The sequence below is a fragment of the Streptomyces sp. NPDC002577 genome (assembly GCF_053594815.1).
This window is the reverse complement of record NZ_JBSFWK010000037.1, coordinates 14,599-35,528: the sequence shown is the minus strand read 5'-3', so window position 1 is coordinate 35,528 and position 20,930 is coordinate 14,599. Positions and strand designations below refer to the sequence as shown.

Here is a 20,930-nt window from a genome sequence, read left to right as displayed (position 1 = left end):
CCCCATCCGGTGACCTTGATGTACGGCAATCACGCAGGCAGTGGCATGGCTGTCAGTGGCTCGTGCAAGGATGGGGCGTCCTGATATGGGGATCGACGAGACGAAAGGACCGGAGCGGGCGTGAGTGAGAACCAGAACCTCCTCGCGGAGCAGCGCCGCGCCCTGATCCTTGACGAGGTGCGCCGACGTGGCGGTGTACGCGTCAACGAACTCACCCGCAAACTGGGTGTTTCGGACATGACGGTCCGCCGCGACCTCGACACCCTGGCCCGCCAGGGCGTGATCGAGAAGGTCCACGGCGGCGCGGTCCCGATCGTCGAGGCGAGTACGCACGAGCCGGGTTTCGAGGCGAAGTCGGGCCTGGAGCCGACCGCCAAGGAGGACATCGCACGGACGGCCGCCACCCTTGTCTCGCCGGGCTCGGCGATCGCACTGTCAGGCGGCACGACGACGTATGCGCTGGCCCAGCACCTGCTGGAGGTGCCGGATCTGACGGTGGTGACCAACTCCGTGCGGGTGGCCGATGTCTTCCACTCGGCGCAGCGCAGTTCCGGCCAGACCCAGGGCGCGGCGACCGTGGTCCTGACCGGGGGTGTGCGCACTCCGTCCGACTCGCTGGTGGGCCCGGTCGCCGACCAGGCCATCGCCACGCTCCACTTCGACATGCTGTTCCTGGGCGTGCACGGCATATCGGTCGAAGCGGGTCTGTCGACGCCGAACCTCGCGGAGGCGGAGACGAACCGGCGGCTCGTCCACTCCGCACGGCGCGTCATCGTGGTCGCGGACCACACGAAGTGGGGCACGGTGGGCCTGAGCTCGTTCGCCGAGCTCGAGCAGGTGGACACACTCGTGACGGACTCGGGACTGCCGCCCGAGGCGCGCGCAGAGATCTCCGAGCATCTGAACCGGCTCTTGGTGGCCGGCGAGACAGACCTCGCCGCGGACTTCTGAGAGCCGCGGGCTCCTGGGAGCCGCCGGCCGCTGGGAACCGCGGACCCCTGAAAGCTGCGCTCCCTTGAGGATTACTGCAGACATCTGACGCGCCGTCAGCTATGGTGGCCCAGCCCTGCCGGCCACCCGCGCGCGACGGGGCGATCGGCTACCGCCGGGGCTCCGTCTCCGCTTGGGGGTTCGTCTCATGGCACGATGCCTCACCGCCGTGAACCTCGAGTTCATCGAGTCCGCTCCGCTGCGTCTGGTGTTCGCCCGTGAGATCTCCGCGCCGCCTGACGTGGTGTTCCGCGCACTGGCCGAAGACGTCGCGGGCTGGCCCGAGTGGTTCACGGCGGTCACGTACGCCCGGCCCACCGAGGACAGCTCGGGACGCGAGGTCCGGCTCAAGGGCGGCACACGCTTCCAGGAGACGGTCGTCGCGGCGAAAGCACCCGAGGTGTACGCGTACCGCGTCGACGAGACGAACGCGCCCGCGGTGCGCGCCCTGCTCGAGGAGTGGCGGCTCGCTCCGGCCGGGACCGGTACGCGTGTGCAGTGGACGTTCGCCGCGGAGGGCAACGCACCCTTCCGGTTCGCTCTGAGGCTGGGTCGGCCCGGACTCGCGCGTGCGTTCCGTGACGCGGTAACGGCACTCGACCGCCGGCTGGCGGCTGCGAACACCTGAGCGCCAGATGGTCGAGGAGCGTCGACCCCGTCCCCGCGCCAGCCCCCTCCGGTTCAGTCCGGCCAGACCCCGGTCTCGAGCAGCGAATCGATCGCCGTCACGTATGGCTCGATGTCCAGGCCCTGCGCCGCGAGCCACGCGTCCGAGTAGTACTTGTCGAGGTAGCGGTCGCCCGGGTCGCACAGCAGAGTGACGACGCTGCCGGTCCGGCCCTCCGCCACCATCTCGGACACGATCTTCAGCGCACTCCACAGGCCGGTGCCGGTCGAACCGCCCGCCTTGCGGCCGATGGCGCGCTCCAGCGCCCTTACGGCGGCGACGCTGGCCGCGTCCGGCACCTTCATCATCCGGTCGATGGCGCCGGGCACGAAGCTCGGCTCCATGCGGGGCCTGCCGATGCCCTCTATCCGGGACCCGGATTCGCAGGTGACACCGGTTTCACCGGTCGTCCAGCCCTCGAAGAAACAGGAGTTCTCCGGGTCGGCGACGCAGATGCGCGTGTCGTGCTGCATGTAGTGCACGTAGCGCGCGAGGGTCGCGGAGGTGCCGCCGGTGCCGGCCGTCGCGACGATCCACGCCGGCTCCGGATACCGCTCCAGGCGCAGCTGACGGTAGATCGACTCGGCGATATTGTTGTTGCCGCGCCAGTCCGTGGCCCGCTCCGCGTAGGTGAACTGGTCCATGTAGTGGCCGCCGGTCTCCACCGCGAGGGCGGCCGACTCCTCGTACATCGTCCGGGGGTCGTCGACGAAGTGGCACTGGCCGCCGTGGAACTCGATCAGGCGGCACTTCTCGGCGCTGGTCGTGCGTGGCATCACCGCGATGAAGGGGATGCCGATCAGCTTGGCGAAGTAGGCCTCGGAGACCGCGGTCGAGCCGCTGGACGCCTCGATGACCGGGCGGCCCGGCCGGATCCAGCCGTTGCACAGCCCGTACAGGAACAGCGAGCGCGCGAGGCGGTGCTTGAGGCTGCCCGTCGGATGCGTCGACTCGTCCTTCAGATAAAGGTCGATGCCCCACTGCTCGGGCAGCGGGAAGCGCAACAGATGCGTATCAGCCGACCTGTTTGCATCTGCCTGCACCTTGCGTACGGCCTCTTTCAGCCAGGTGCGGTACGCCGTGTCGCTGCGGTCCACGTCGAGTGTGGCGCGTGGGCTGCCGGTCAGGTGCTGCTGGGTGGTGCTCACCGCGGGGCCTCCTTCACCTCGTGCCGACCCCGGTTCGCGCCGGCTGCACGGTTCGATCATAGGCACCTTCCGTACGCTTCTCACCTGCATAAACGCGACTTTGGGGAGCCCAAAGGGAGGCCTGGAACGGGATGCCGGACGGCTGTGCGGACGGGCTCACGGACGGGCCCCGGGCAGCGGGGGCGCATCCGCCGAATGCTCCCGGCGAAGAATTCCCACGCTCCGCGAGCACTGGTGCTCGACGACAGGCGCGTGCAGACTGCACGGCGGCACGGGTCGACACGGCCGAAGCACACGAGGGGGCGGGGAGCATGGCAGAGCCCGAGTTCACGGCCACGGGCGTGCGGATCGGCAAGGGGCTGCGCTCGCTCACGCGAGCGGGGCGGATCCGGATCACCGACGGCAGGCTCGAGTTGCTCACCAGCTACGGCAGCGAGATCGACAGCGCACCGGTGCAGGCCGTGCGCGCCGGCAAGCCCTGGCTGGGCGACGACGACCGCGCGTTGGCCGACATCAACGGCACGCGCTACCACCTGACGCTCGCCGAGGACGACCCGGCCACCGGCAAGGGCGGGCCGCCCGCCGCACGCCGGTTCATCGAGGCGGTACGCAGGGCCGGTGGCGGCCGGGCGTAGGGCCTGTCGCCGAAGCAGGCGGGCACGGCGCGAGTTGCAAGCAGGCACCCCCTGAGTCACTCTGGTCTCAGTCTCAATGCTCACTCAGGGTTTACCGGCGACTACGCTCCGAACCAGCCGTCGGCAACACAGCAGGCGACCGTGATCCGCAGCCGCCTTGCTGGATCCGTTCTTCGTCTTCTTCCGGACCTCAATTCGGGGAGTCGCAGCCGTGATCAGTCAGCCAAGCAGGCACTGCACGGTGGAGCTCCAGGCCCTGCCGTCGCGGATCGGCCAGGTCCGCAGAATCGTCTCGGCGCAGTTGCGCTACTGGCATCTGGACGCCCTGATCGACCGGGCGGCGCTCGGTGTGACCGAGCTGCTGACCAACGTCCACCGGCATGCACAGCCGGACAAGATGTGCACCGTGGAGCTCGAGCTGCTGCTCGACCGCCTCACCGTCTCCGTCCATGACCACGATCCGAGACTCCCGCAGATCCATGACGCGGAGTCCTTCGCCACCAGCGGCCGCGGCCTCGCCATGGTCGCCGCGGTGAGCGACAGCTGGGGCGCTCGCCCGCACGGCGAGCAGGGCAAAGTCGTGTGGTTCACGCTTCCCGCCGCCTCCCCGTCCACCCCGTCGGTGCTCGTGCCTCCCTCTCCCCTGTACGAAGCCACCACCTGCCCCCTGTACGAAGCCACCACGACAGATCCGTTGCTGGCGGACCTGGAGCCGGTGCCCGACGAGGAGCGCGTACCGGAACATGCTCCCGCCCGGTCGGCCGTTGTCGGCTGACCGGGCGGTGACCCGGGCGCAAGGTCGTGGGCCGGCCAGGCGGTGCCGCGGGGCCCGAGGCCGTCGGTCCGCCCGCCCTCCGGCCGAGCCGGAGGGCGGGCGGCGCCGTCACTGCGTGGCGATGGCCCGCAGCACATCCAGCCGTGCCGCCCGGCGCGCCGGCCGCAGGCCCGCGAGGGCTCCGGCCCCGATCCCCACCAGCGCCACGATCGCCAGCCGCAGCGGCGGCACTGCGAAGGTGAACGTGCTGTCGCTCGCCCCGTCTGACGCCTCGACGAGGACCCAGCCGAGGAAGCCGCCGAGCGCCAGCCCGCCCACGGTGCCGAACGCGGCGACGAGCACCGACTCCCAGCGGACCATGGAGCGCAACTGGGCCCGGGTCTGGCCGACGGCCCGTAGCAGTCCGAGTTCGCGGGTGCGCTCGTGCAGGGCGAGCGTGAGGGTGTTGGCGATGCCGAGCAGTGCGATGAGTACGGCGAGGGCGAGCAGTGCGTAGACCAGGGTGAGCATCATGTCGATGCCGCCGGCCGACGACTGCGCGTACTCGTCCCGGGTCTGCACCTGGGGATTCCCGTACTCCGCGGCGACCTTCTTCACCGCGGCCGTGCCCTCGGCCCTGCTCACGCCGTGCTTGAAGGAGACGGCGATCAGGGTGTCGGAGTCCTGTGCGCGGTGTGGCGCCCAGGCCTGGCGGGTGATGACGTAGTCGCCGGCGAGCTCCGACTGGCCGTAGAGGGCGCGGACGGTGAAGGCCTGCTTCTTGCCGTCGGCGAAGGTGAGTTCGGCCCTATCACCCAGGCCCAGATGCTGCTTGCCCGCCTCCTTCTCGGTGATGGCGATGCCGTCCGTACCGAGTCCGTCCAGCGAGCCGTGGACCGTGCCGAGGTCGAAGACCTTGCCGAGTGCGGCCGGGTCGGTGACGGTGAGGGCGCGGCCCTTGCCGTCGACCTCGGCGACGCCGCGGCCGAGGCCGACCGCCGTGGCTACCTGCGGCTGCCTCGCGATCGCGGGGGCGAGCTCGGGGCTGAGTCCGCTGCCGCCCGCACCGAACGAGGGCATGCTGACGGCCACGTCGCCCGCGAAGGACCGGGAGACCGTCTGGTCCATGGTGGCCTTCAGCGAGGCGCCGAAGACGGTGAACAGCGAGACGACCGCGACGCCGATCATCAGCGCGCTGGCGGTGGCGGCGGTCCGCTTGGGACTGCGCAGCGCGTTGCGCCTGGCCAGGCGGCCCGGAACGCCGCGCAACCGGTCGAGCGGGCCGCCCAGGATGCGCACCGCCGCCGAGGCCGCGACAGGCCCGAGGACCACGAACGCGACGAGCGCCAGGACCGCACCGATACCGGCGAGCCACGGCGATGCCCACACCCCGACGAGTGCGAGGGCGACCGCGGCCAGTGCGATGCGCGCACCGACGATGGCCCGTCCTCGTGAGGCCCCCGAGTGGTCGACGGCGGTCTCGCGGAGCGCGGCGAGCGGCGCGGTTCGTCCGGCGCGCACGGCGGGCAGTACCGCGGAGGCGAGGCAGACCACGATGCCGACCGCGAGCGGCAGCAGCATGGACAGGCCGCTGATCACCAAGGAGCCGTCCGGGAACGGGAATCCGAGGGCCGGGAACAGCGCCTGCAGCCCGGCGGCGATGCCGATGCCGCCCGCCAGCCCGGCGGCGGACGCGACGACGGCCACGACCGTCGCCTCGGCGAGCGTCGAGACGGTGACCTGGCGGCGCGCGGCGCCGAGGGCGCGCAGCAGCGCGTTCTCGCGGGTGCGCTGGGCGACGACGATCGCGAAGGTGTTGTGGATGGAGAAGGTCGCGACCAGCAGCGCGATGCCGGAGAACACCAGCAGGAAGGTGGTGAAGAGGTTCAGGAACTGTCCGGAGGCCAGGTCCGTGTTCTCCTGCGCCGACTCCTGTCCCGTGATGGCCTCGACTCCCTGGGGGAGTACGGGGGTGAGGGCGTCGACCAGCTGCTGCTGGCTGGTGCCGGGTCCGGCCCGCACCAGGATGCTCGCGGCCTCTCCGGGCTTCGGCGTGAGGTACTTCTCCGCATCGGCCTGGGTCATGGCGGTGAAGGTGACCTGCCCCATGCCGTCCGCGCCGCCGAACGTCGCCAGGCCGACGATCTTCACCGGGACGGGGTCGGGGGTCCTCAGGGTCGTCGTGTCACCGATCTTCAGGCCGCCCGCCTTGGCGGCGCCGCGGTTGACGACCACCTCTCCGGGCTTCGACGGTGCACGCCCTTCGGCGAGTCGGTACGGATTGAGCTTCGCGTCGTCGATCCAGTTGCCCGCGAGGGTGGGCGGCCCCTGACCGCCGATCGGTTTGCCGTCGGAGCCGACGAGCTGACCTGCGCCCTGGATGTCGGCCGCGGCGGCCGCGACACCGGGCGTCTTCTCCACCTTCGCGACGAGCGAGGTGTCGACCGGCCGGCGCACGCCCTGGCCCCGGCCGGGTGCCGTGATGGTGTCGGCGCCGCGGACGACCGCGTCGGTGCCGCTCGCCGCGTTGACGAACATCGTGCCGAAACTGGCGCGCAGGGTGTCGCCCATGACGAGCGTGCCCGTCAGAAAGGCGACACCGAGCAGCACGGCGAAGAAGGTCCCGGCGAACCGCCGCTTGTGGGCGCGCACCGAGGACAGGCTGATCCGTACCGCGGCGGACGTGGCACTCATGACGGCACCCCTTCCGGGGAGCCGCTCGCTTCGAGCGCCCTGGTGTCGAAGGCCTTCATACGGTCGAGGACCCGGTCCGCAGTGGGGTCCTCCATCCGGTCGACGAGGCGGCCGTCGGCCAGGAAGACGACCTCGTCGGCGTGCGCCGCGGCCACCGGGTCGTGGGTGACCATCACGACCGTACGGTCCATCAGGCGCACCGCCCGCCCGAGGAGGCCGAGCACCTCCTCGCCGGCGCGCGAGTCGAGGTTGCCGGTCGGTTCGTCGGCGAAGACGACGTCGGGCTGCCCGGCGAACGCGCGTGCGACAGCGACGCGTTGCTGTTGCCCGCCGGACAGCTCGGCGGGCCGGTGGTGCAGCCGGTCGCGCAGCCCGACGACGTCGACGAGCGCGTCGATCCACTCCTCGTCGCGTTCGTCCGCCCTCCTGCCCGCGAGGTCCATCGGCAGCGTGATGTTCTCGGCGACGGTCAGCGTCGGCACCAGGTTGAACGCCTGGAACACAAAGCCGATCCGGTCCCGCCGCAGCAGCGTCAGACGGCGGTCGTCGAGCGTGCTCAGGTCGGTGTCGCCGATGAAGGCGGAGCCCGAGGTGAGCGTGTCGAGCCCGGCCGCGCAGTGCATGAGCGTGGACTTGCCGGAGCCGGAGGGCCCCATGATCGCGGTGAAGCGCCCGGCCGGAAAGCCGACGCTCACCTCGTCCAGGGCCCTGACGGCGGTGTCGCCCGAGCCGTAGACCTTCACGGCGTCGAGGACCCGGGCAGCGGTCCGCGTCTCGGTCACGGTGGTCGTCATACCGCACCGCCCTTGCCACCGCTGCTGCGCCCGAACTGCTCGTCCAGAACCGACAGGCGGCGCCAGTACTCCTCCTCGTCGATCTCGCCGGAGGCGAAGCGGCGGCCCAGCAGCGCGATGGGCGAGTTTTCGTCGGCAGGACCGGCGGGAGCCCACGGGCCGCGTCCGTCCATGGGCTGCCACGGTCGGCGGCGACCGCGCCACACGGTGCGGCGCAGGACGGTGACCACGCCGATCACGACGACCGCCCAGATCAGCGGGAAGAACAGGACCAACGGGCCGGGCCCGCCGCCCCAGTGCGCCAGGGTCTGCATACGAACTCATCTCCTCGGTAGCGGTGCTGTCGCTGCGTGAGCCGTCGCTGCGACTCTTCGAGACTCCCTCCGGAAGGGGCATCAAGTCGTCGTACGGCCAGCGGCAGTACGCGTACCTCTGCGGGAGTAGACGGAGCTCGGTCCGCTCCTCCCCCGGGCTTCCACCGAACGGCTTTCCTCTGTACCTACTGGTATGTACAGTCGCTGTATGAGCACTCAGGACCGGCTGATCGAGTCCACCCGTGAGCTGCTGTGGGAGCGCGGCTATGTGGGGACCAGCCCGAAGGCCATCCAGCAGCACGCGGGTGCCGGCCAGGGCAGCATGTACCACCACTTCAAGGGCAAGCCGGACCTGGCCCGCGCCGCGATCCGGCGCACCGCCGACGAGATGCGGGCTACTGCCGAGGGTGTACTGAGCACTCCGGGGTCGGCGTACCAGCGCATCGAGGCGTATCTGCGGCGCGAGCGCGATGTCCTGCGCGGCTGCCCCGTCGGGCGGCTGACGATGGACCCGGACGTGATCGCCAGCGATGAGCTGCGCGCGCCCGTCGACGAGACGCTCGACTGGCTGCGCGGGCGGCTGGCCGGGATCGTCGAAGAGGGCAGGGGGCGGGGCGAGTTCGCGCCTTCGCTCGACCCTGAGGCGGTCGCCGCGACGATCGTGGCGACGGTCCAGGGCGGATACGTCCTGGCCCGCGCCTCCGGCTCCCCCGCGGCCTTCGACGCGGGCGTCCGCGGGCTGCTCTCACTGCTCGCACCCGGCTCCACCGGCTGATCCCCTCAGGAGGCACGCGATGCACGCCATGCAGTACGAACTCACGCTGCCCGCGGACTACGACATGGACATCATCCGCACCCGGGGGACCGGCAAGGGCCCGCACATGGACGACTACCCCGGCCTTGGCCTGAAGGCGTTTCTGATGCGCGAGCGCGGGGTCGCAGATTCGCCGGTCAACCAGTACGCGCCGTTCTACCTCTGGAACACCCCCGAAGGCATGAACTCCTTCCTCTGGGGACCCGGATTCCAGGGCCTCGTCGACGACTTCGGCCGGCCGGTGGTGCAGCACTGGACCGGCCTCGCGTTCGAGCCGGGAGCGGCCGACGGCTCCGCCGCGCAGGTCGCCGTACGCCGGCGGCAGCACCTTCCCGACGCGGAACCGATCGCCGGCCTGATCGACGAGGCCGTACGGGAGACCGAGCGGCTGGCCCGGCTGGACGGCGCGGTGTGCGCGGCGGCGGCCGTCGACCCGCGCCACTGGGAACTGGTGCACTTCTCGCTCTGGGAGCACGACACGCCGAAGGCGCCGGGCGAGGTGTTCCAGGTGCTGCACCTCTCCGCGCCGGAGCTGCACCTGCTGCCGAGGGGACGGCAGTGGTGAGCGCCCCCGTTGAGCGGTGCACACTCGGCGCGGACGGTCGCGCCTCAGCCCTGCTGCCCCAGCGCCGCCAGCGGATCGTCGAGCACCGGCTGCCACGCCAGTTCGGCCGCTCCCACCAGGCTGTTGTGGTCCAGCGTGCACGGCAGGATCGGTACGCCGCCGCTGCGGCCCCACAGGCTGCGGTCGGCCACCACGGCGCGCAGGCGCTCCGGGTCCGCGTCCAGCAGGGCGCGGTGCAGCCCGCCGAGGATGATGCGGTCGGGGTTGAGGATGTTGACCAGGCCTGCGAGTCCCAGGCCGAGCCGGTCGATCAGCGCCTCCGTGGCCATGCGGACCGTCAGGTCGGCGTACTGCGTGCGGATCAGGTCGAGCGACTGCTGCAGCAGCGACACCTCGGGGCCGGGCGTGCGGCCGGCCGCGTTGAGGAACGCGAGCGGGTCGGCCTCGACGTCGAGGCAGCCGCGGCTTCCGCAGTGGCAGGGACGGCCCTCGGGGTTCACGGTCAGATGGCCGACCTCCAGCGCGAGGCCCGAACTGCCGGTGTGCAGCCGCCCGTCGAGGACGAGCGCACCGCCGACGCCGCGGTGCCCGGTGGCCACGCACAGCAGATCGCGGGCGCCGCGGCCCGCCCCGTGCCGGTGCTCGGCGAGCGCGGCGAGGTTGACGTCGTTCCCGGCGAACACCGGCCCGGGGATGTCCGCTTCGCGGATCTTCGTGGTGAAGATGTCCCGGACCGGGGAGCCCGGAGGCCAGGCGAGGTGCAGGGGATTGAGCGCGGTGCCCTCGGGTTCGGCGACGGCGGACGGCACGGCGAGCCCGGAGCCGACACAGCGACGGCCGGTCTCGCGCAGCAGTTGGGCGCCCGCTTCGACGACGGAGCCGAGGACCTTCGCCGGGTCCGGGTCGATGATCTCGCAGCCGGGGGCGGTCGCGACGATGCGGCCGCCGAGCCCGACGAGCGCCGCCCGGAACCCGTCGGCGTGCACCTGCGCGGCGAGAGCGACGGGCCCCTCTTCGGCGATCTCCAGCCGGTGCGAGGGCCTGCCCTGCGATCCGGTGGCCGCGGTGGGGCGGGCGTCGACGCGGATCAGGCCGAGGGCTTCGAGTTCCGCGGCGACCGCGCCGGCCGTGGCGCGGGTGACGCCGAGTTCGGCGGTGAGCACGGCCCGGGTCGGGGCACGGCCGGTGTGGACGAGTTCCAACGCGGGACCGAGCGCGCCGCGCCCTCGCTCCAGCCTGTTGCGCGTCGATGTTTCTCCCGCCTCTGAATGGGCCTCGTTGCCGTTCATGAGGGCGAGTCTCCCATGATCAGTGGATGCAGCAGCCATCGGGCGCCGCGGTCATCCCCTCGCAACAGGACTGTCACGCCGGCGGCATCTCGCGCCCGCTCACCCGCAGGGTGATGTTGAGCCGCCCGTGCAGCCCGAGTTCCAAGGGGCCGCTGCCGGGCTCGACACGCGGCACCCCGTGGTACGCGAGCCGCGCGGGCCCGCCGAAGACGAACAGGTCCCCGCTGCGCAGCTCGACGTCCGCGTACGGCCGCCCTCGCGACTCCGCGTTGCCGAAGCGGAAGACGCACGCATCACCGAGGCTCAGGGACACCACCGGGTCGTCGGCGTCCTCGTCGCTGTCCCGGTGCATCCCCATCCGCGCGCCCTCGTCGTAGAAGTTGATCAGAGCGATGTCGTACGGCGATGAGCATTCGCCGACACCGAGTGCCTCCTTCACGCCCTGGCGGGCGAGGTCCCCGAGCCATGGCGGGAACGGCTTCACGGGCGCGCCGTCCCCGTCCTCGACGGTGCGGGCGTAGCCGTACGGGTACCAGTGCCAGCCCAGGCACACCTGCCTGGCGCTCATCGTGCCGCCGCCCGGAGTGTGTACGGTGCGCAGCCCCGCGGGCGGGCGCGCCCACGCGCGGCAGGCCTCGAGCAGCTCGCGCTGGCGCTCCGGAGGCAGCCAGTCCGGGACGTGCACGGCACCGGGGGCCACCTCGGAGCGGGTCCGGGGGAACAGCTCAGCGCTCATCACCAGCCATCATGGCACCGCGCAGGGCTCGCTCCCGGGTGGCTGTACCGATCCTCTGCCCCGGTTACCGATCCTCTGTCCCGGTCCGCTGTTCCGGCCGGTCGGTGCCGGGGCCGCCGCGTACGACGGTGATCAGCTGCGTCACGGTACGCACCATGGCCTCACGAGCCACAGCCAGATATTTCCGCGCATCCACCGCGTCGGGGCGGACGGCGAGGTACTCGCGGATGGCCCTGGTCATCGTGAGGTTCAGCGCCGTGCCCACGTTGACCTTCGCGATGCCGCCGGCGACGGCCGCCGACAGTTCCTCGGCGCGCACTCCGGAGGAGCCGTGCAGGACGAGCGGCACACCCGCGGACGCGGCGAGGCGCTTGAGCAAATCGTGGTCGAGGATCGCGGTGCGGGTGGTCATGGCGTGCGAGCTTCCGATGGCGACGGCGAGCGCGTCGACGCCGGAGCCGGCCACGAAGGCCCGTGCCTCGGCAGGGTCCGTACGGACTCCCGGGGCGTGGGCGTCGAGCGGCGCCCTCCCGTCCTTCCCGCCCACCTCCCCCAACTCCGCCTCGACCCAGAGCCCATGGGCATGGCCCCAGTGGGCGGCGGCGCGCGTCGCGGCGAGGTTCTCCTCGTACGGCAGGCGCGCCGCGTCGTACATCACGGAGCTGAAGCCCGCTGCGGGGGCCTGCCGCAACAGGTCGTCGCTCTGGACGTGGTCGAGGTGGAGCGCCACGGGAACCGGCGAGCGCTCGGCGGCGGCGGTCGCGGCGCGGGCCAGCGGAAGCACCTGCCCCTGGCGGAACGTCACGGCGTTCTCGCTGATCTGCAGGACGACGGGCGCTTGCACGGCTTCGGCTCCGGCGATGACGGCTTCGACGTGTTCGAGCGTGATGACGTTGAAGGCGGCGACGGCGGTGCGCGCGGCGGACGCCGACGCGACCAGTGCACCTGTTGCGGCAAGGGGAATGGCTGCTCGCTCCTCTCGGGTACCTGTGGTGCGGTAGCGGTCGCGGGCGTCAGGGGGCCGTGAGGATCACCGAGCGGGAGAGATGACGCGGCCGGTCCGGGTCCAGAGCGCGGGCGGACGCGACCGCGACGGCGAGCCGCTGGGCGCGTACCAGCTCGGCGAGCGGGTCGAGGCCGCCCGCCACCCAGGTCCCGCCGGTGGCGCGCACCTGCTCTTCGAGGCCTTCGGGGGCCGCACCGAGCATCCAGGTCGCGGTGCCCTTGGTGGTGACGGCGATCGGGCCGTGCCGGTACTCCATGGCCGGGTAGGCCTCGGTCCACGACAGTGAGGCCTCGCGCATCTTGAGGGCGGCTTCCAGGGCGAGCCCGACGGTCCAGCCGCACCCGAGGAAGGTGAACTGGGTGCAGTCGACGAGCCCTTCGGGCAGCGGCTCGGCGAGCGCGGTGCGCGCGTCGCCGATCACTGCTTCGGTGTGCAGGCCGTGGTGGGCGCGGAGCAGCGTGAGCGCCGTGGTGGCGAACCGGGTCTGCACGACGGACTGTTCGTCGGCGAAGTCGAGTACGACGACGTCGTCGGCCGCCTGCGTCACGGGCGTCCGCGGGTCCGCGGTGATCGCGGTCGTGCGGGTGCGTCCCCGCAGCCGCGCGAGGAGGTCGAGTACCTCGGTCGTGGTGCCGGACCGCGTCAGGGCGACGACCCTGTCGTAGGCGCGGGCGCGGGCGGCCGGAAACTCGGAGGCGGCGAAGGCGTCGGTCTCGCCCTGGCCCGCCTGCTCGCGCAGCGCCGCCGCGGACTGCGCCATGAACCACGAGGTTCCGCAGCCGACGATCGCGACCCGCTCGCCGGAGGCCGGCAGCACCGGGCCTTCGCGGACGGCCAGTTCGGCGGCGCGCTGCCAGCACTCGGGCTGGCTGTTGAGCTCGTTCTCGACGTGGCTCACGCCGTCCGCCCTCCCCAGCGAATCCTGCACGGGACCTGGTTCCGCAACATATCGACGAGTTCCGGGCGTCATCAAGCATGCCGCCCGCGTCCTGTCCGTCGAACAGGGCGGCGCCGACGGTCGGCGGCCCCGCGCGGCGGCGTCTGAAGCGGCGTCAGCCCGGCTTGGCCCGCAACGACGCCGACGGAGGCCACCGCGCAGGACACCTCTTCGCTCAGGTGGACTCGCGGACGACAAGGCGGCAGGGGACGGTGTGCACGCCCGGGGCCGGACCGGAGTCGATGGCCTCAAGGAGCTTCAGTGCGGCGATCCGGCCGATCTCGGTCAGGTCCATGTCGATCGTGGTGAGGGGCGGGCGGCTGGCCAGGGCCATGGTGTCCCAGTTGTCGTACCCCACGACGGCGATCTCGCCGGGCACGTCCAGGCCCCGCTCGCGCAGGGCGTCGGCCACGCCCCGGGCGATCTGGTCGTTGCCGCAGAAGAAGGCGTCCGTGTCCGGCGCCGTTCGCAGCACCGCGTCGGCGGCGCGCCGTCCCCATGCCTCGCTCCACTCACCGAAGTGGACCCGGCCGGTGGCGAGAGCGAGCGAGGAGCACTCCAGCTGTTCGACCGCGTGGCGGGCGCGGTCGCGGGCGGCCGCGTGGTGTTCGGGTCCGGTGACGTGGGCTATCCGGGTACGGCCGGTCGCCAGCAGATGTTCGACGGCGAGGACGGCGCCGCCTCGGTCGTCCGAGACCACCGAGATGTCCGACGGGTCCGTGGAGGGTGAGAGCGCGTACACGGTGGGGATCGACTCGATGCCCTTCAGGGGAGTACGCGGATCCGTCCGGCGGCCGGTGACGATGACGCCGTCGACGCGACGGTCGACGAGATTGCGCAGGTGGTGCTGCTCCCGGATCGAGTCGCCGCGGGTGTCGCACAGCAGCACCGAGATCTTCCCGGCGCCGAGCGCGTCCTCGGCGCCCAGCAGCACGGGCGTACTGAAGCGGCCGATGCCGTCCGTCGTCATCAGCCCGACCGTCCAACTGCGGCCGGTGTGCAGGCTCTGCGCGTGCTGGTTGGGCCGGAAGCCGAGCGCCTCCACAGCATCCAGCACCCTCTGCCGGGTCTCGGGCCGCATCCGGCCGCTGCCGTTCAGCGCCTTGGACGCGGTGCCCACACTGACGCCGGCCAGGGCGGCGACGTCGGAGAGCTTCGCCCGGCCTGCGGAGGGAGAACGCGGAGGAGCATCGGTCACGGGCAATCCTTTTCTCAATGTCAGCCTCGACGGCACCGACCTCACCGAGGACGGCACCGGCGCCGTACATGGTCGCAGTCACCGGCGTCGAGTGCCAGCCCTTGAGCAACCGGAAAAATTTCGCGCACGCCCCTTGACCCGGCTCCTCCGCCTGCCCTCTACTTTCCCGGCAGGAAAACGATTGCTCAATTGGTTGCCCAACACGCACTTCTGAGGCGGTACGCCACCTCCGCGCAACGGGCCTCGGCCACCGCCCGCGCGACGGCCGCTCCCTCATCCACGTACCCGCCCTTGATCACCCGGAGAGCCATGCCCCGCACACGCTCCGCCCTGCCCTCCACGGGCCCGGTCCGCCTCGGCCCCGACGCCCGTGCCGCACTGCGTCCCGCCGCTGCCGAGGTGAACTCCGGCTTCTGGCACGCGCGACGCGAGGTGAACGCACGCACCTCCATTCCGCAGGGCCCCGGGCTGCTGGAGTCCGCGGGTAACCTGCACAACCTGCGCCTGGTCGCGGGCACCGCGCAGGGCGAGCACCGGGGCGACTTCCCGTTCGTGGACTCCGACGTCTACAAGTGGCTGGAGGCCGCATCCTGGCAACTCGCCCAGCAGGAGACGGAGTATGACGGCGGCGGGGGCGATCCCGAGACCCACCGGCTGGCCGCCGACGTGGACCGGATCATCTCTTTGGTCGCCGGCGCCCAGCAGCCCGACGGCTACCTCAACACCTGGTTCCAGATCCGCAAGGGCGGCGAGCGCTACCAGGACCTGCGCTGGGGCCACGAGCTGTACTGCGCGGGACACCTGATCCAGGCGGCGGTGGCCCACCACCGGGCCACCGGCCGCGACGAACTCCTCGACGTCGCGCGCCGCTTCGCCGACCAGATCGACTCGGTCTTCGGTCCCGTCGGCAGCGGCAAGCCCATCGACGGCATCGACGGCCACCCCGAGGTCGAGACCGCCCTGGTCGAGCTGTACCGGGAGACCGGAGAGCAGCGTTACCTGGACCTGGCGGGCTACTTCGTCGACCGCTACGGCCACGGCCTGCTCGGTGGCGCCGCCTACTGCCAGGACCGCGTGCCGCTGCGCGAGGCGACCACGGTCGAAGGACACTCCGTACGCCAGCTCTACCTCCTGGCCGCCGCGACGGACCTGGCCACGGAGACGGGCGACGCCGGACTGCGCGCCGCCACCGAGCGGTTGTGGCAGGCGATGACCGCAACCAAGACCCATCTGACCGGCGGCCTCGGCGCCCACCACGACAAGGAGGACTTCGGCGATCCCTTCGAGCTGCCCAACGAACGCGCCTACTGCGAGACCTGCGCCGCCATCGCCTCGGTCCAGTGGAGCTGGCGCATGGCCCTGCTCACCGGCGAGGCCCGCTACAGCGACCTGATCGAACGCACCCTGTTCAACGGCTTCCTCGCCGGCGTCTCCCTGGACGGCGAACGCTGGCTCTACGTCAACCCGCTGCAGGTCCGCGACGGCCACACCGACACCGGCGGCGACCAGTCCGCCCGCCGCACCCGCTGGTTCCGCTGCGCCTGCTGCCCGCCGAACGCCATGCGCCTCCTGGCCGGCCTCGAGCACTACCTGTCCTCGACCGACGCCGACGGGCAGGGCCTGCAGATTCACCAGTACGTCACCGGCCGCTACCGCGGCGACCTCGGCGGCACCCCCGTCGCCGTGGCCGCCGAGACCGACTACCCCTGGCACGGCACGATCACATTGACCGTCGAGGAGACCCCGCAGGACCGGCCCTGGACCCTGTCTCTGCGCATCCCCCAGTGGTGCCGTGATTTCCGGGTCCGGTGCGGCACGCGGACGTACGACCAGACCGACGCCCCCGTCACCGACGGCTGGCTGCGCCTGGAGCAGCCGTGGGCACCCGGCGACCAGGTCGTCCTGGAGCTCGGCATGGAACCCCGGCTCACCGCGGCCGACCCCCGGGTGGACGCCGTCCGAGGGTGCGTGGCCATCGAGCGCGGGCCGCTGGTGTACTGCCTGGAGCAGGTCGACCACCCCGGCGGCGGACTGGACGACGTCGTCATCGACACCACGCAGCCGCTCGGCGTGAAGCACCGCCCCGACCTGCTCGGCGGCGTCACCACCGTCGTGGCCGCCGGCCACCGCCGAGCGATCCCCGACGCCGGCTGGTGGCCCTACCGGCCCACCGCAGACACCGCAGACACCGCCGACCGCACGTCCTCGTCCGGCGAACCCGTCGAACTGACCGCGATCCCGTACCACACCTGGGCCAACCGCCAGGACGGCAGCATGCGCGTCTGGCTGCCGACCTCCTGAACCCGGCCTCGGCCTGCACCCGCTCCTGCTTCCGGCTCTTCGCTCCCCGCTCTCTACCACAGCTTTCCGGGGGCTCGGCGCCCGCGCGCCTCCGCCCGTCATCCCTCAGGCCCACCCATGACAACGAGGTCACCCCGATGAGAAGCACCCGCCGTACTCTCCTCGCCGCCTGTCTCGCCGTCGGCACCCTCGCCTCCCTCACCGCCTGCGGTGGCGGCGGTTCGGGCTCCTCCGGCTCCTCCGCCGGCAAGTCCGCGACGTACACGTTCTGGGACCCGTACCCGCAGTTCGACGCGTCCTCCGACTGGGGCAAGCGCGTCGCGGCGTGCGGCACCGAGGCCGGCGTCAAGCTCAAGCGCACCGGGTACGACACCACGGACCTGGGCAACAAGGCGCTGCTGGCCGCCCAGCAGGGCAACGCCCCCGACGTGATGCTCGTGGACAACCCTGTCGTCTCCACGCTGGTGGAGGCCGGGATCCTGACCAAGACGAGCGACCTCGGCCTGGACACGGCCTCGATACAGAAGAACATCATCGGCGCGGGCACGCTCGACGGGACGTCCTACGGCGTACCGATCGGCGCCAACACCCTGGCTCTCTACTACAACAAGAAGGTCCTGTCGGCCGCGGGGGTCGACGCCGCCTCGATCAAGGACTGGGCGTCGCTGACCGCCGCTCTGAAGAAGGTCAAGGCGGCGGGCAAGAAGGGCATCACGTTCTCCGCGATCGGCACGGAGGAGGGCAGCTTCCAGTTCCTGCCGTGGTTCTGGGGCGGAGGCGGCGATCTCACCAAGCTCAACTCCCCCAAGGGTGCTGCCGCGCTGTCGCTGTGGAAGCAGTGGGTCGACAAGGGCTACGCGCCCAAGGACGTCCTGCAGAACACGCAGACCACCAGCTGGCAGGAGTTCGCCACCGGGGACTACGCCTTCGGCGAGAACGGAACCTGGCAGCTGGGCAACGCCGAGAAGGCCGGTTTCCCGTACGGGATCGTCAACATCCCGGCGCAGAAAGGCGGTTCGGCCCCGGTGCCGACCGGTGGCGAGTTCGTCACGGTCCCCGTGCAGCAGGACACCTCGCGCTACGACGTCAGCAAGAAGATCGTCACCTGTCTGACCAGCGACAAGAACCTGCTGCCCACCGACAACACGCTCATGTACGTCGCCCCCACGACAGCGGTGCAGGAGGAGCAGGTCAAGGCGAACCCGAAGCTCAAGCCGTGGGTGGACGCCGTGGCCGCGGCGCGCGGACGCACCAGCGGCGGCCTGGGCACGAAGTACCCCACCATCTCGCAGCAGATGTGGACGGCGGTGCAGGCGGCCCTGTCCGGCGGCAAGAGCCCGCAGGCCGCTCTCGACGCGGCGCAGACGGCGGCCGGCAAGGGCTAGGCGCTATGGGTCTGAGGCAGCGGCGCGGCGCCGCTGCCTCAGGCACCGTTCCGGACACCGCCATCCGTATCCAGGAGTTCGCATGACCATCGCCCGAGTCGACCGCCCGAAGCGGTCCCCGGCCGTGTCCGGCACGACGGGCACCGCCGGCCGGCGGGACCCCGCGTCACGCCGTAGGCGCCGCAGGAGCCAGTGGACGGCGCTGGCGTTCGTCGCCCCGCTCGTCGCCTACCTGGCCGCCTTCTACCTCTATCCGCTCTACCGCAATCTCGATCTGAGCCTGCGCAACTACACCGTCCGGTCGTTCGTGGCGGGCGACGCTCCGTTCTCCGGCTGGGACAACTTCTCGCAGGTCCTGAACGATCCGACCTTCGACCCCGCGCTGCGCAACACGATGGTCTTCACCTTCGTGTCGATCGCGTTCCAGTACACGGCCGGCCTGGCCCTCGCGGTCTTCTTCAACCGGCACTTCCGGCTGGCCGCGACCCTCAGGGCACTGTTCCTCGTCCCGTGGCTGCTGCCGCTCATCGTGTCGGCGTCGACCTGGTCGTGGATGCTGAACAGCGAGTCCGGCGTCGTCAACTACGCCCTCCACATCGTCGGCGTCTCGCCGGTCGACTGGCTCACCTCGCCGCACTGGGCGCTGACCTCGGTCATCATCGCCAACGTCTGGATCGGCATCCCGTTCAACCTGGTCATCCTCTACAGCGGCCTGCAGAACATCCCCACGGAGCTGTACGAGGCGGCCGCGCTGGACGGGGCAAGCGGCTGGCAGCAGTTCCGGCGCATCACCTTCCCGCTGCTGCGGCCGGTCTCGGCGATCACGCTGCTGCTCGGCCTGGTCTACACGCTCAAGGTGTTCGACCTGATCTGGATCATGACCAAGGGCGGTCCTGGCGACTCCTCGTCCACCCTCGCGACCTGGTCCTACCGGCTCGGATTCGGCACGCTGCTCCCGAAGTTCGGACCCGGAGCAGCGGTCGGCAACATCCTCATCCTCATCGCCCTCGTCTTCGGCCTGCTCTACATCCGCGTCCAGAGGAGGCAGGAAGCATGACCTCCGCCCTCCCCCAAGCAGGGGGGATCCGCGTCGTCCGGCGCTCGCGCCGCAACACCGTCATCGGCGTTGTGCTGACCGCGCTGATGCTGTTCCCGGTGTACTGGATGCTGAACGTGTCCCTCACCCCGCAGCAGGACATGCGCAAGACCCCGCCCGACCTGTTCCCGCTGCACCCCACGTTCGAGGGCTACCGGGCTGTCCTGGACGACCAGATGCCGTACCTGGGCACGAGTCTGCTCATCGGCCTCGGCACGGTCGCGGTCACCCTCGTCCTCGCCGCCCCGGCCGGCTACTCACTGGCCAAACTGCGTCCGAGCGGCGGCGGCATCCTCAGCCTGGGCCTGCTGATCGCCCAGATGATCCCCGGCATCGTCATGGCGATGGGCTTCTACGGGATCTTCCTCAATCTGGGCCTGCTGAACTCCTGGTGGGGGCTGATCATCGCGGACTCCACCATCGCGGTGCCCTTCGGCGTCATGATCTTCACGGCGTTCATGTCGGGCATCCCCGACGAGCTCACCGCCGCCGCCCGCATCGACGGCGCGAGCACGTGGCGCACCTTCTGGTCCGTCATCCTGCCGGTGAGCCGCAACGCCCTGGTCACCGTCTCACTGTTCAGCTTCTTGTGGGCCTGGTCCGACTTCGTCTTCGCCAACACCCTCGACGGCGGCGGCGAGCTGCGCCCGATCACCCTCGGCATCTACCACTACATCGGCAACAACAACCAGGAATGGAACGCGATCATGGCCACCGCCGTCGTCGCGTCCATCCCCGCCGCCGTCCTGCTCGTCCTCGCGCAGCGGTACGTGGCCGCCGGGGTCACCGCGGGCGCGGTCAAGGACTGACTCCCTTCGACCGCCGTCGACCGCACTCCATGAGGCACACTCACCCGCATGGAGACCTTCGAGCACATCAAGACGCTGGAGGCGGACGGGCGGTTGCTGGCCCTCGCCGCGGAAGAGGCCGGACCTGACGCCAAGGTGCCCACCTGCCCAGGCTGGCAGGTACGCGATCTGCTGCGGCACACGGGGATGGTGCACCGCTGGGCCACCGCGTTCGTCGCCGAGGGGCACACCGCGTACCGGCCCGACGGCGACCTGCCGGATCTCGACGGCGATGAGCTGCTGGCATGGTTCCGCGCAGGCCATCGAGCGCTGGTCGAGACGCTTGCGACCGCTCCGCCCGACGTGGCCTGCTGGAGCTTTCTGCCCGCCCCGTCGCCGCTGGCCTTCTGGGCCCGGAGGCAGGCGCACGAGACGGCGGTGCACCGGTTCGACGCGGAGGCGGCGCGGGGCGGGACGCCCGCGGAGATCGGGACCGACTTCGCCACTGACGGCATCGACGAACTGCTGCGCGGCTTCCACGCCCGTCGCAAGAGCGCGGTCCGCACGGACGAACCGCGCGTGCTGCGGTTGCGTGCCACCGACACGGACGCGGTGTGGACCGTGCGGCTCTCGGCCGAGCCCCCGGTGACCGAGACGGACGACGTGGGCGAAGCCGACTGCGAGATCTCGGGTCCTGCCGCGCGCCTCTATCTGTCGTTGTGGAACCGGCTGCCGTTCCCCCGCGTCGTCGGCGACGGCTCTCTCGCGACGCTGTGGCGCGAGAGGTCGGCCGTCACCTGAAACTGACGGACGCGGGGT

Annotated in this window: 20 protein-coding genes; 11 read left to right on the top strand and 9 right to left on the bottom strand. The window is 71.3% G+C overall.

Translation table 11 applies throughout. The annotated features are described in order from the left end of the window. The first annotated feature begins 120 nt into the window (after positions 1–120). Positions 121–951 (top strand): DeoR/GlpR family DNA-binding transcription regulator, encoded by an 831-nt coding sequence (locus ACWD4J_RS32780; RefSeq protein ID WP_451399110.1) that lies wholly within the window; start codon positions 121–123, stop codon positions 949–951. Positions 952–1,138: 187 nt separating this feature from the next. After that, positions 1,139–1,618 carry an SRPBCC family protein gene (locus ACWD4J_RS32775; protein WP_451399109.1) on the top strand — a complete coding sequence of 160 codons (480 nt, stop codon included), beginning with the start codon at positions 1,139–1,141 and terminating at the stop codon, positions 1,616–1,618. A 53-nt stretch (positions 1,619–1,671) separates the two neighbouring features. Here the strand turns inward: ACWD4J_RS32775 and ACWD4J_RS32770 are convergent, their stop codons facing one another. Beyond that, on the bottom strand, positions 1,672–2,805 hold the full coding sequence (locus ACWD4J_RS32770) for a PLP-dependent cysteine synthase family protein (protein WP_451399108.1): 1,134 nt from the start codon (positions 2,803–2,805) through the stop codon (positions 1,672–1,674). A 311-nt stretch (positions 2,806–3,116) separates the two neighbouring features. Between ACWD4J_RS32770 and ACWD4J_RS32765 the strand changes: the two genes are divergently transcribed. Both ACWD4J_RS32765 and ACWD4J_RS32760 read left to right on the top strand, forming a co-directional pair. Continuing rightward, positions 3,117–3,440 (top strand): hypothetical protein, encoded by a 324-nt coding sequence (locus ACWD4J_RS32765; protein ID WP_451399107.1) that lies wholly within the window; start codon positions 3,117–3,119, stop codon positions 3,438–3,440. 211 nt (positions 3,441–3,651) lie between these two features. Next, positions 3,652–4,215, top strand: coding sequence for an ATP-binding protein (locus ACWD4J_RS32760; RefSeq protein WP_451399106.1), 564 nt, complete (start codon positions 3,652–3,654; stop codon positions 4,213–4,215). Positions 4,216–4,323: 108 nt separating this feature from the next. Here the strand turns inward: ACWD4J_RS32760 and ACWD4J_RS32755 are convergent, their stop codons facing one another. From ACWD4J_RS32755 to ACWD4J_RS32745, 3 genes are read right to left on the bottom strand one after another with little or no spacing between them, the layout of a single operon-like run. Then, on the bottom strand, positions 4,324–6,888 hold the full coding sequence (locus ACWD4J_RS32755; RefSeq protein WP_451399105.1) for an ABC transporter permease: 2,565 nt from the start codon (positions 6,886–6,888) through the stop codon (positions 4,324–4,326). Then, positions 6,885–7,682, bottom strand: coding sequence for an ABC transporter ATP-binding protein (locus ACWD4J_RS32750; RefSeq protein ID WP_451399104.1), 798 nt, complete (start codon positions 7,680–7,682; stop codon positions 6,885–6,887). Before ACWD4J_RS32750 ends, ACWD4J_RS32755 begins: the two co-directional genes overlap by 4 nt. Beyond that, on the bottom strand, positions 7,679–7,996 hold the full coding sequence (locus tag ACWD4J_RS32745) for an SHOCT domain-containing protein (RefSeq protein ID WP_451399103.1): 318 nt from the start codon (positions 7,994–7,996) through the stop codon (positions 7,679–7,681). The genes ACWD4J_RS32750 and ACWD4J_RS32745 overlap by 4 nt, the downstream gene beginning before the upstream one ends. A gap of 193 nt (positions 7,997–8,189) precedes the next feature. Here ACWD4J_RS32745 and ACWD4J_RS32740 point away from each other — a divergent pair, with 193 nt between their 5' ends. Together ACWD4J_RS32740 and ACWD4J_RS32735 are read left to right on the top strand one after the other, a co-directional pair. Then, on the top strand, positions 8,190–8,771 hold the full coding sequence (locus tag ACWD4J_RS32740; RefSeq protein ID WP_451399102.1) for a TetR/AcrR family transcriptional regulator: 582 nt from the start codon (positions 8,190–8,192) through the stop codon (positions 8,769–8,771). Between the two features lie 19 nt (positions 8,772–8,790). Continuing rightward, the gene (locus tag ACWD4J_RS32735) at positions 8,791–9,375 is read left to right on the top strand and encodes a DUF4865 family protein (RefSeq protein ID WP_451399101.1); all 585 of its coding nucleotides are present in this window, start codon (positions 8,791–8,793) and stop codon (positions 9,373–9,375) included. A gap of 44 nt (positions 9,376–9,419) precedes the next feature. Here the strand turns inward: ACWD4J_RS32735 and ACWD4J_RS32730 are convergent, their stop codons facing one another. The 5 genes from ACWD4J_RS32730 to ACWD4J_RS32710 form a co-directional block, all read right to left on the bottom strand. Then, complete coding sequence (locus tag ACWD4J_RS32730; protein WP_451399100.1) at positions 9,420–10,664, bottom strand: ROK family protein; 1,245 nt, start codon at positions 10,662–10,664, stop codon at positions 9,420–9,422. Positions 10,665–10,737: 73 nt separating this feature from the next. After that, positions 10,738–11,400: an alpha-ketoglutarate-dependent dioxygenase AlkB family protein gene (locus tag ACWD4J_RS32725; RefSeq protein WP_451399099.1), complete on the bottom strand. Its 663-nt coding sequence runs from the start codon at positions 11,398–11,400 to the stop codon at positions 10,738–10,740. A 64-nt stretch (positions 11,401–11,464) separates the two neighbouring features. After that, the gene (locus tag ACWD4J_RS32720; protein ID WP_451399157.1) at positions 11,465–12,364 is read right to left on the bottom strand and encodes a class II fructose-bisphosphate aldolase; all 900 of its coding nucleotides are present in this window, start codon (positions 12,362–12,364) and stop codon (positions 11,465–11,467) included. Positions 12,365–12,413: 49 nt separating this feature from the next. Then, positions 12,414–13,304 (bottom strand): SIS domain-containing protein, encoded by an 891-nt coding sequence (locus ACWD4J_RS32715; protein ID WP_451399098.1) that lies wholly within the window; start codon positions 13,302–13,304, stop codon positions 12,414–12,416. 214 nt (positions 13,305–13,518) lie between these two features. Continuing rightward, positions 13,519–14,541 carry a LacI family DNA-binding transcriptional regulator gene (locus ACWD4J_RS32710; protein ID WP_451399097.1) on the bottom strand — a complete coding sequence of 341 codons (1,023 nt, stop codon included), beginning with the start codon at positions 14,539–14,541 and terminating at the stop codon, positions 13,519–13,521. 309 nt (positions 14,542–14,850) lie between these two features. Between ACWD4J_RS32710 and ACWD4J_RS32705 the strand changes: the two genes are divergently transcribed. The 5 genes from ACWD4J_RS32705 to ACWD4J_RS32685 all read left to right on the top strand — a co-directional run bounded on the left by ACWD4J_RS32705 (position 14,851) and on the right by ACWD4J_RS32685 (position 20,912). Then, positions 14,851–16,842, top strand: coding sequence for a glycoside hydrolase family 127 protein (locus tag ACWD4J_RS32705; RefSeq protein ID WP_451399096.1), 1,992 nt, complete (start codon positions 14,851–14,853; stop codon positions 16,840–16,842). Positions 16,843–16,979: 137 nt separating this feature from the next. Beyond that, positions 16,980–18,227, top strand: a complete 1,248-nt coding sequence (locus tag ACWD4J_RS32700) for a sugar ABC transporter substrate-binding protein (protein ID WP_451399095.1) — start codon at positions 16,980–16,982, stop codon at positions 18,225–18,227. A gap of 82 nt (positions 18,228–18,309) precedes the next feature. Continuing rightward, positions 18,310–19,284 (top strand): carbohydrate ABC transporter permease, encoded by a 975-nt coding sequence (locus tag ACWD4J_RS32695; RefSeq protein WP_451399094.1) that lies wholly within the window; start codon positions 18,310–18,312, stop codon positions 19,282–19,284. Next, positions 19,281–20,132, top strand: a complete 852-nt coding sequence (locus ACWD4J_RS32690) for a carbohydrate ABC transporter permease (RefSeq protein WP_451399093.1) — start codon at positions 19,281–19,283, stop codon at positions 20,130–20,132. The genes ACWD4J_RS32695 and ACWD4J_RS32690 overlap by 4 nt, the downstream gene beginning before the upstream one ends. A gap of 48 nt (positions 20,133–20,180) precedes the next feature. Beyond that, entirely contained in the window at positions 20,181–20,912 is a 732-nt protein-coding gene (locus ACWD4J_RS32685) for a maleylpyruvate isomerase family mycothiol-dependent enzyme (RefSeq protein ID WP_451399092.1), read from the top strand. Positions 20,913–20,930: the final 18 nt, after the last annotated feature.

What these genes read in the sequence shown, in the direction of transcription:
- ACWD4J_RS32775 (WP_451399109.1), top strand. Translation starts at nt 1,139, where the DNA reads ATGGCACGATGCCTCACCGCCGTGAACCTCGAGTTCATCGAGTCCGCT.
- ACWD4J_RS32765 (WP_451399107.1), top strand. Translation starts at nt 3,117, where the DNA reads ATGGCAGAGCCCGAGTTCACGGCCACGGGCGTGCGGATCGGCAAGGGG.
- ACWD4J_RS32755 (WP_451399105.1), bottom strand. Translation starts at nt 6,888, where the DNA reads ATGAGTGCCACGTCCGCCGCGGTACGGATCAGCCTGTCCTCGGTGCGC.
- ACWD4J_RS32750 (WP_451399104.1), bottom strand. Translation starts at nt 7,682, where the DNA reads ATGACGACCACCGTGACCGAGACGCGGACCGCTGCCCGGGTCCTCGAC.
- ACWD4J_RS32745 (WP_451399103.1), bottom strand. Translation starts at nt 7,996, where the DNA reads ATGCAGACCCTGGCGCACTGGGGCGGCGGGCCCGGCCCGTTGGTCCTG.
- ACWD4J_RS32740 (WP_451399102.1), top strand. Translation starts at nt 8,190, where the DNA reads ATGTACAGTCGCTGTATGAGCACTCAGGACCGGCTGATCGAGTCCACC.
- ACWD4J_RS32735 (WP_451399101.1), top strand. Translation starts at nt 8,791, where the DNA reads ATGCACGCCATGCAGTACGAACTCACGCTGCCCGCGGACTACGACATG.
- ACWD4J_RS32730 (WP_451399100.1), bottom strand. Translation starts at nt 10,664, where the DNA reads ATGAACGGCAACGAGGCCCATTCAGAGGCGGGAGAAACATCGACGCGC.
- ACWD4J_RS32725 (WP_451399099.1), bottom strand. Translation starts at nt 11,400, where the DNA reads ATGAGCGCTGAGCTGTTCCCCCGGACCCGCTCCGAGGTGGCCCCCGGT.
- ACWD4J_RS32705 (WP_451399096.1), top strand. Translation starts at nt 14,851, where the DNA reads ATGCCCCGCACACGCTCCGCCCTGCCCTCCACGGGCCCGGTCCGCCTC.
- ACWD4J_RS32700 (WP_451399095.1), top strand. Translation starts at nt 16,980, where the DNA reads ATGAGAAGCACCCGCCGTACTCTCCTCGCCGCCTGTCTCGCCGTCGGC.
- ACWD4J_RS32695 (WP_451399094.1), top strand. Translation starts at nt 18,310, where the DNA reads ATGACCATCGCCCGAGTCGACCGCCCGAAGCGGTCCCCGGCCGTGTCC.
- ACWD4J_RS32690 (WP_451399093.1), top strand. Translation starts at nt 19,281, where the DNA reads ATGACCTCCGCCCTCCCCCAAGCAGGGGGGATCCGCGTCGTCCGGCGC.
- ACWD4J_RS32685 (WP_451399092.1), top strand. Translation starts at nt 20,181, where the DNA reads ATGGAGACCTTCGAGCACATCAAGACGCTGGAGGCGGACGGGCGGTTG.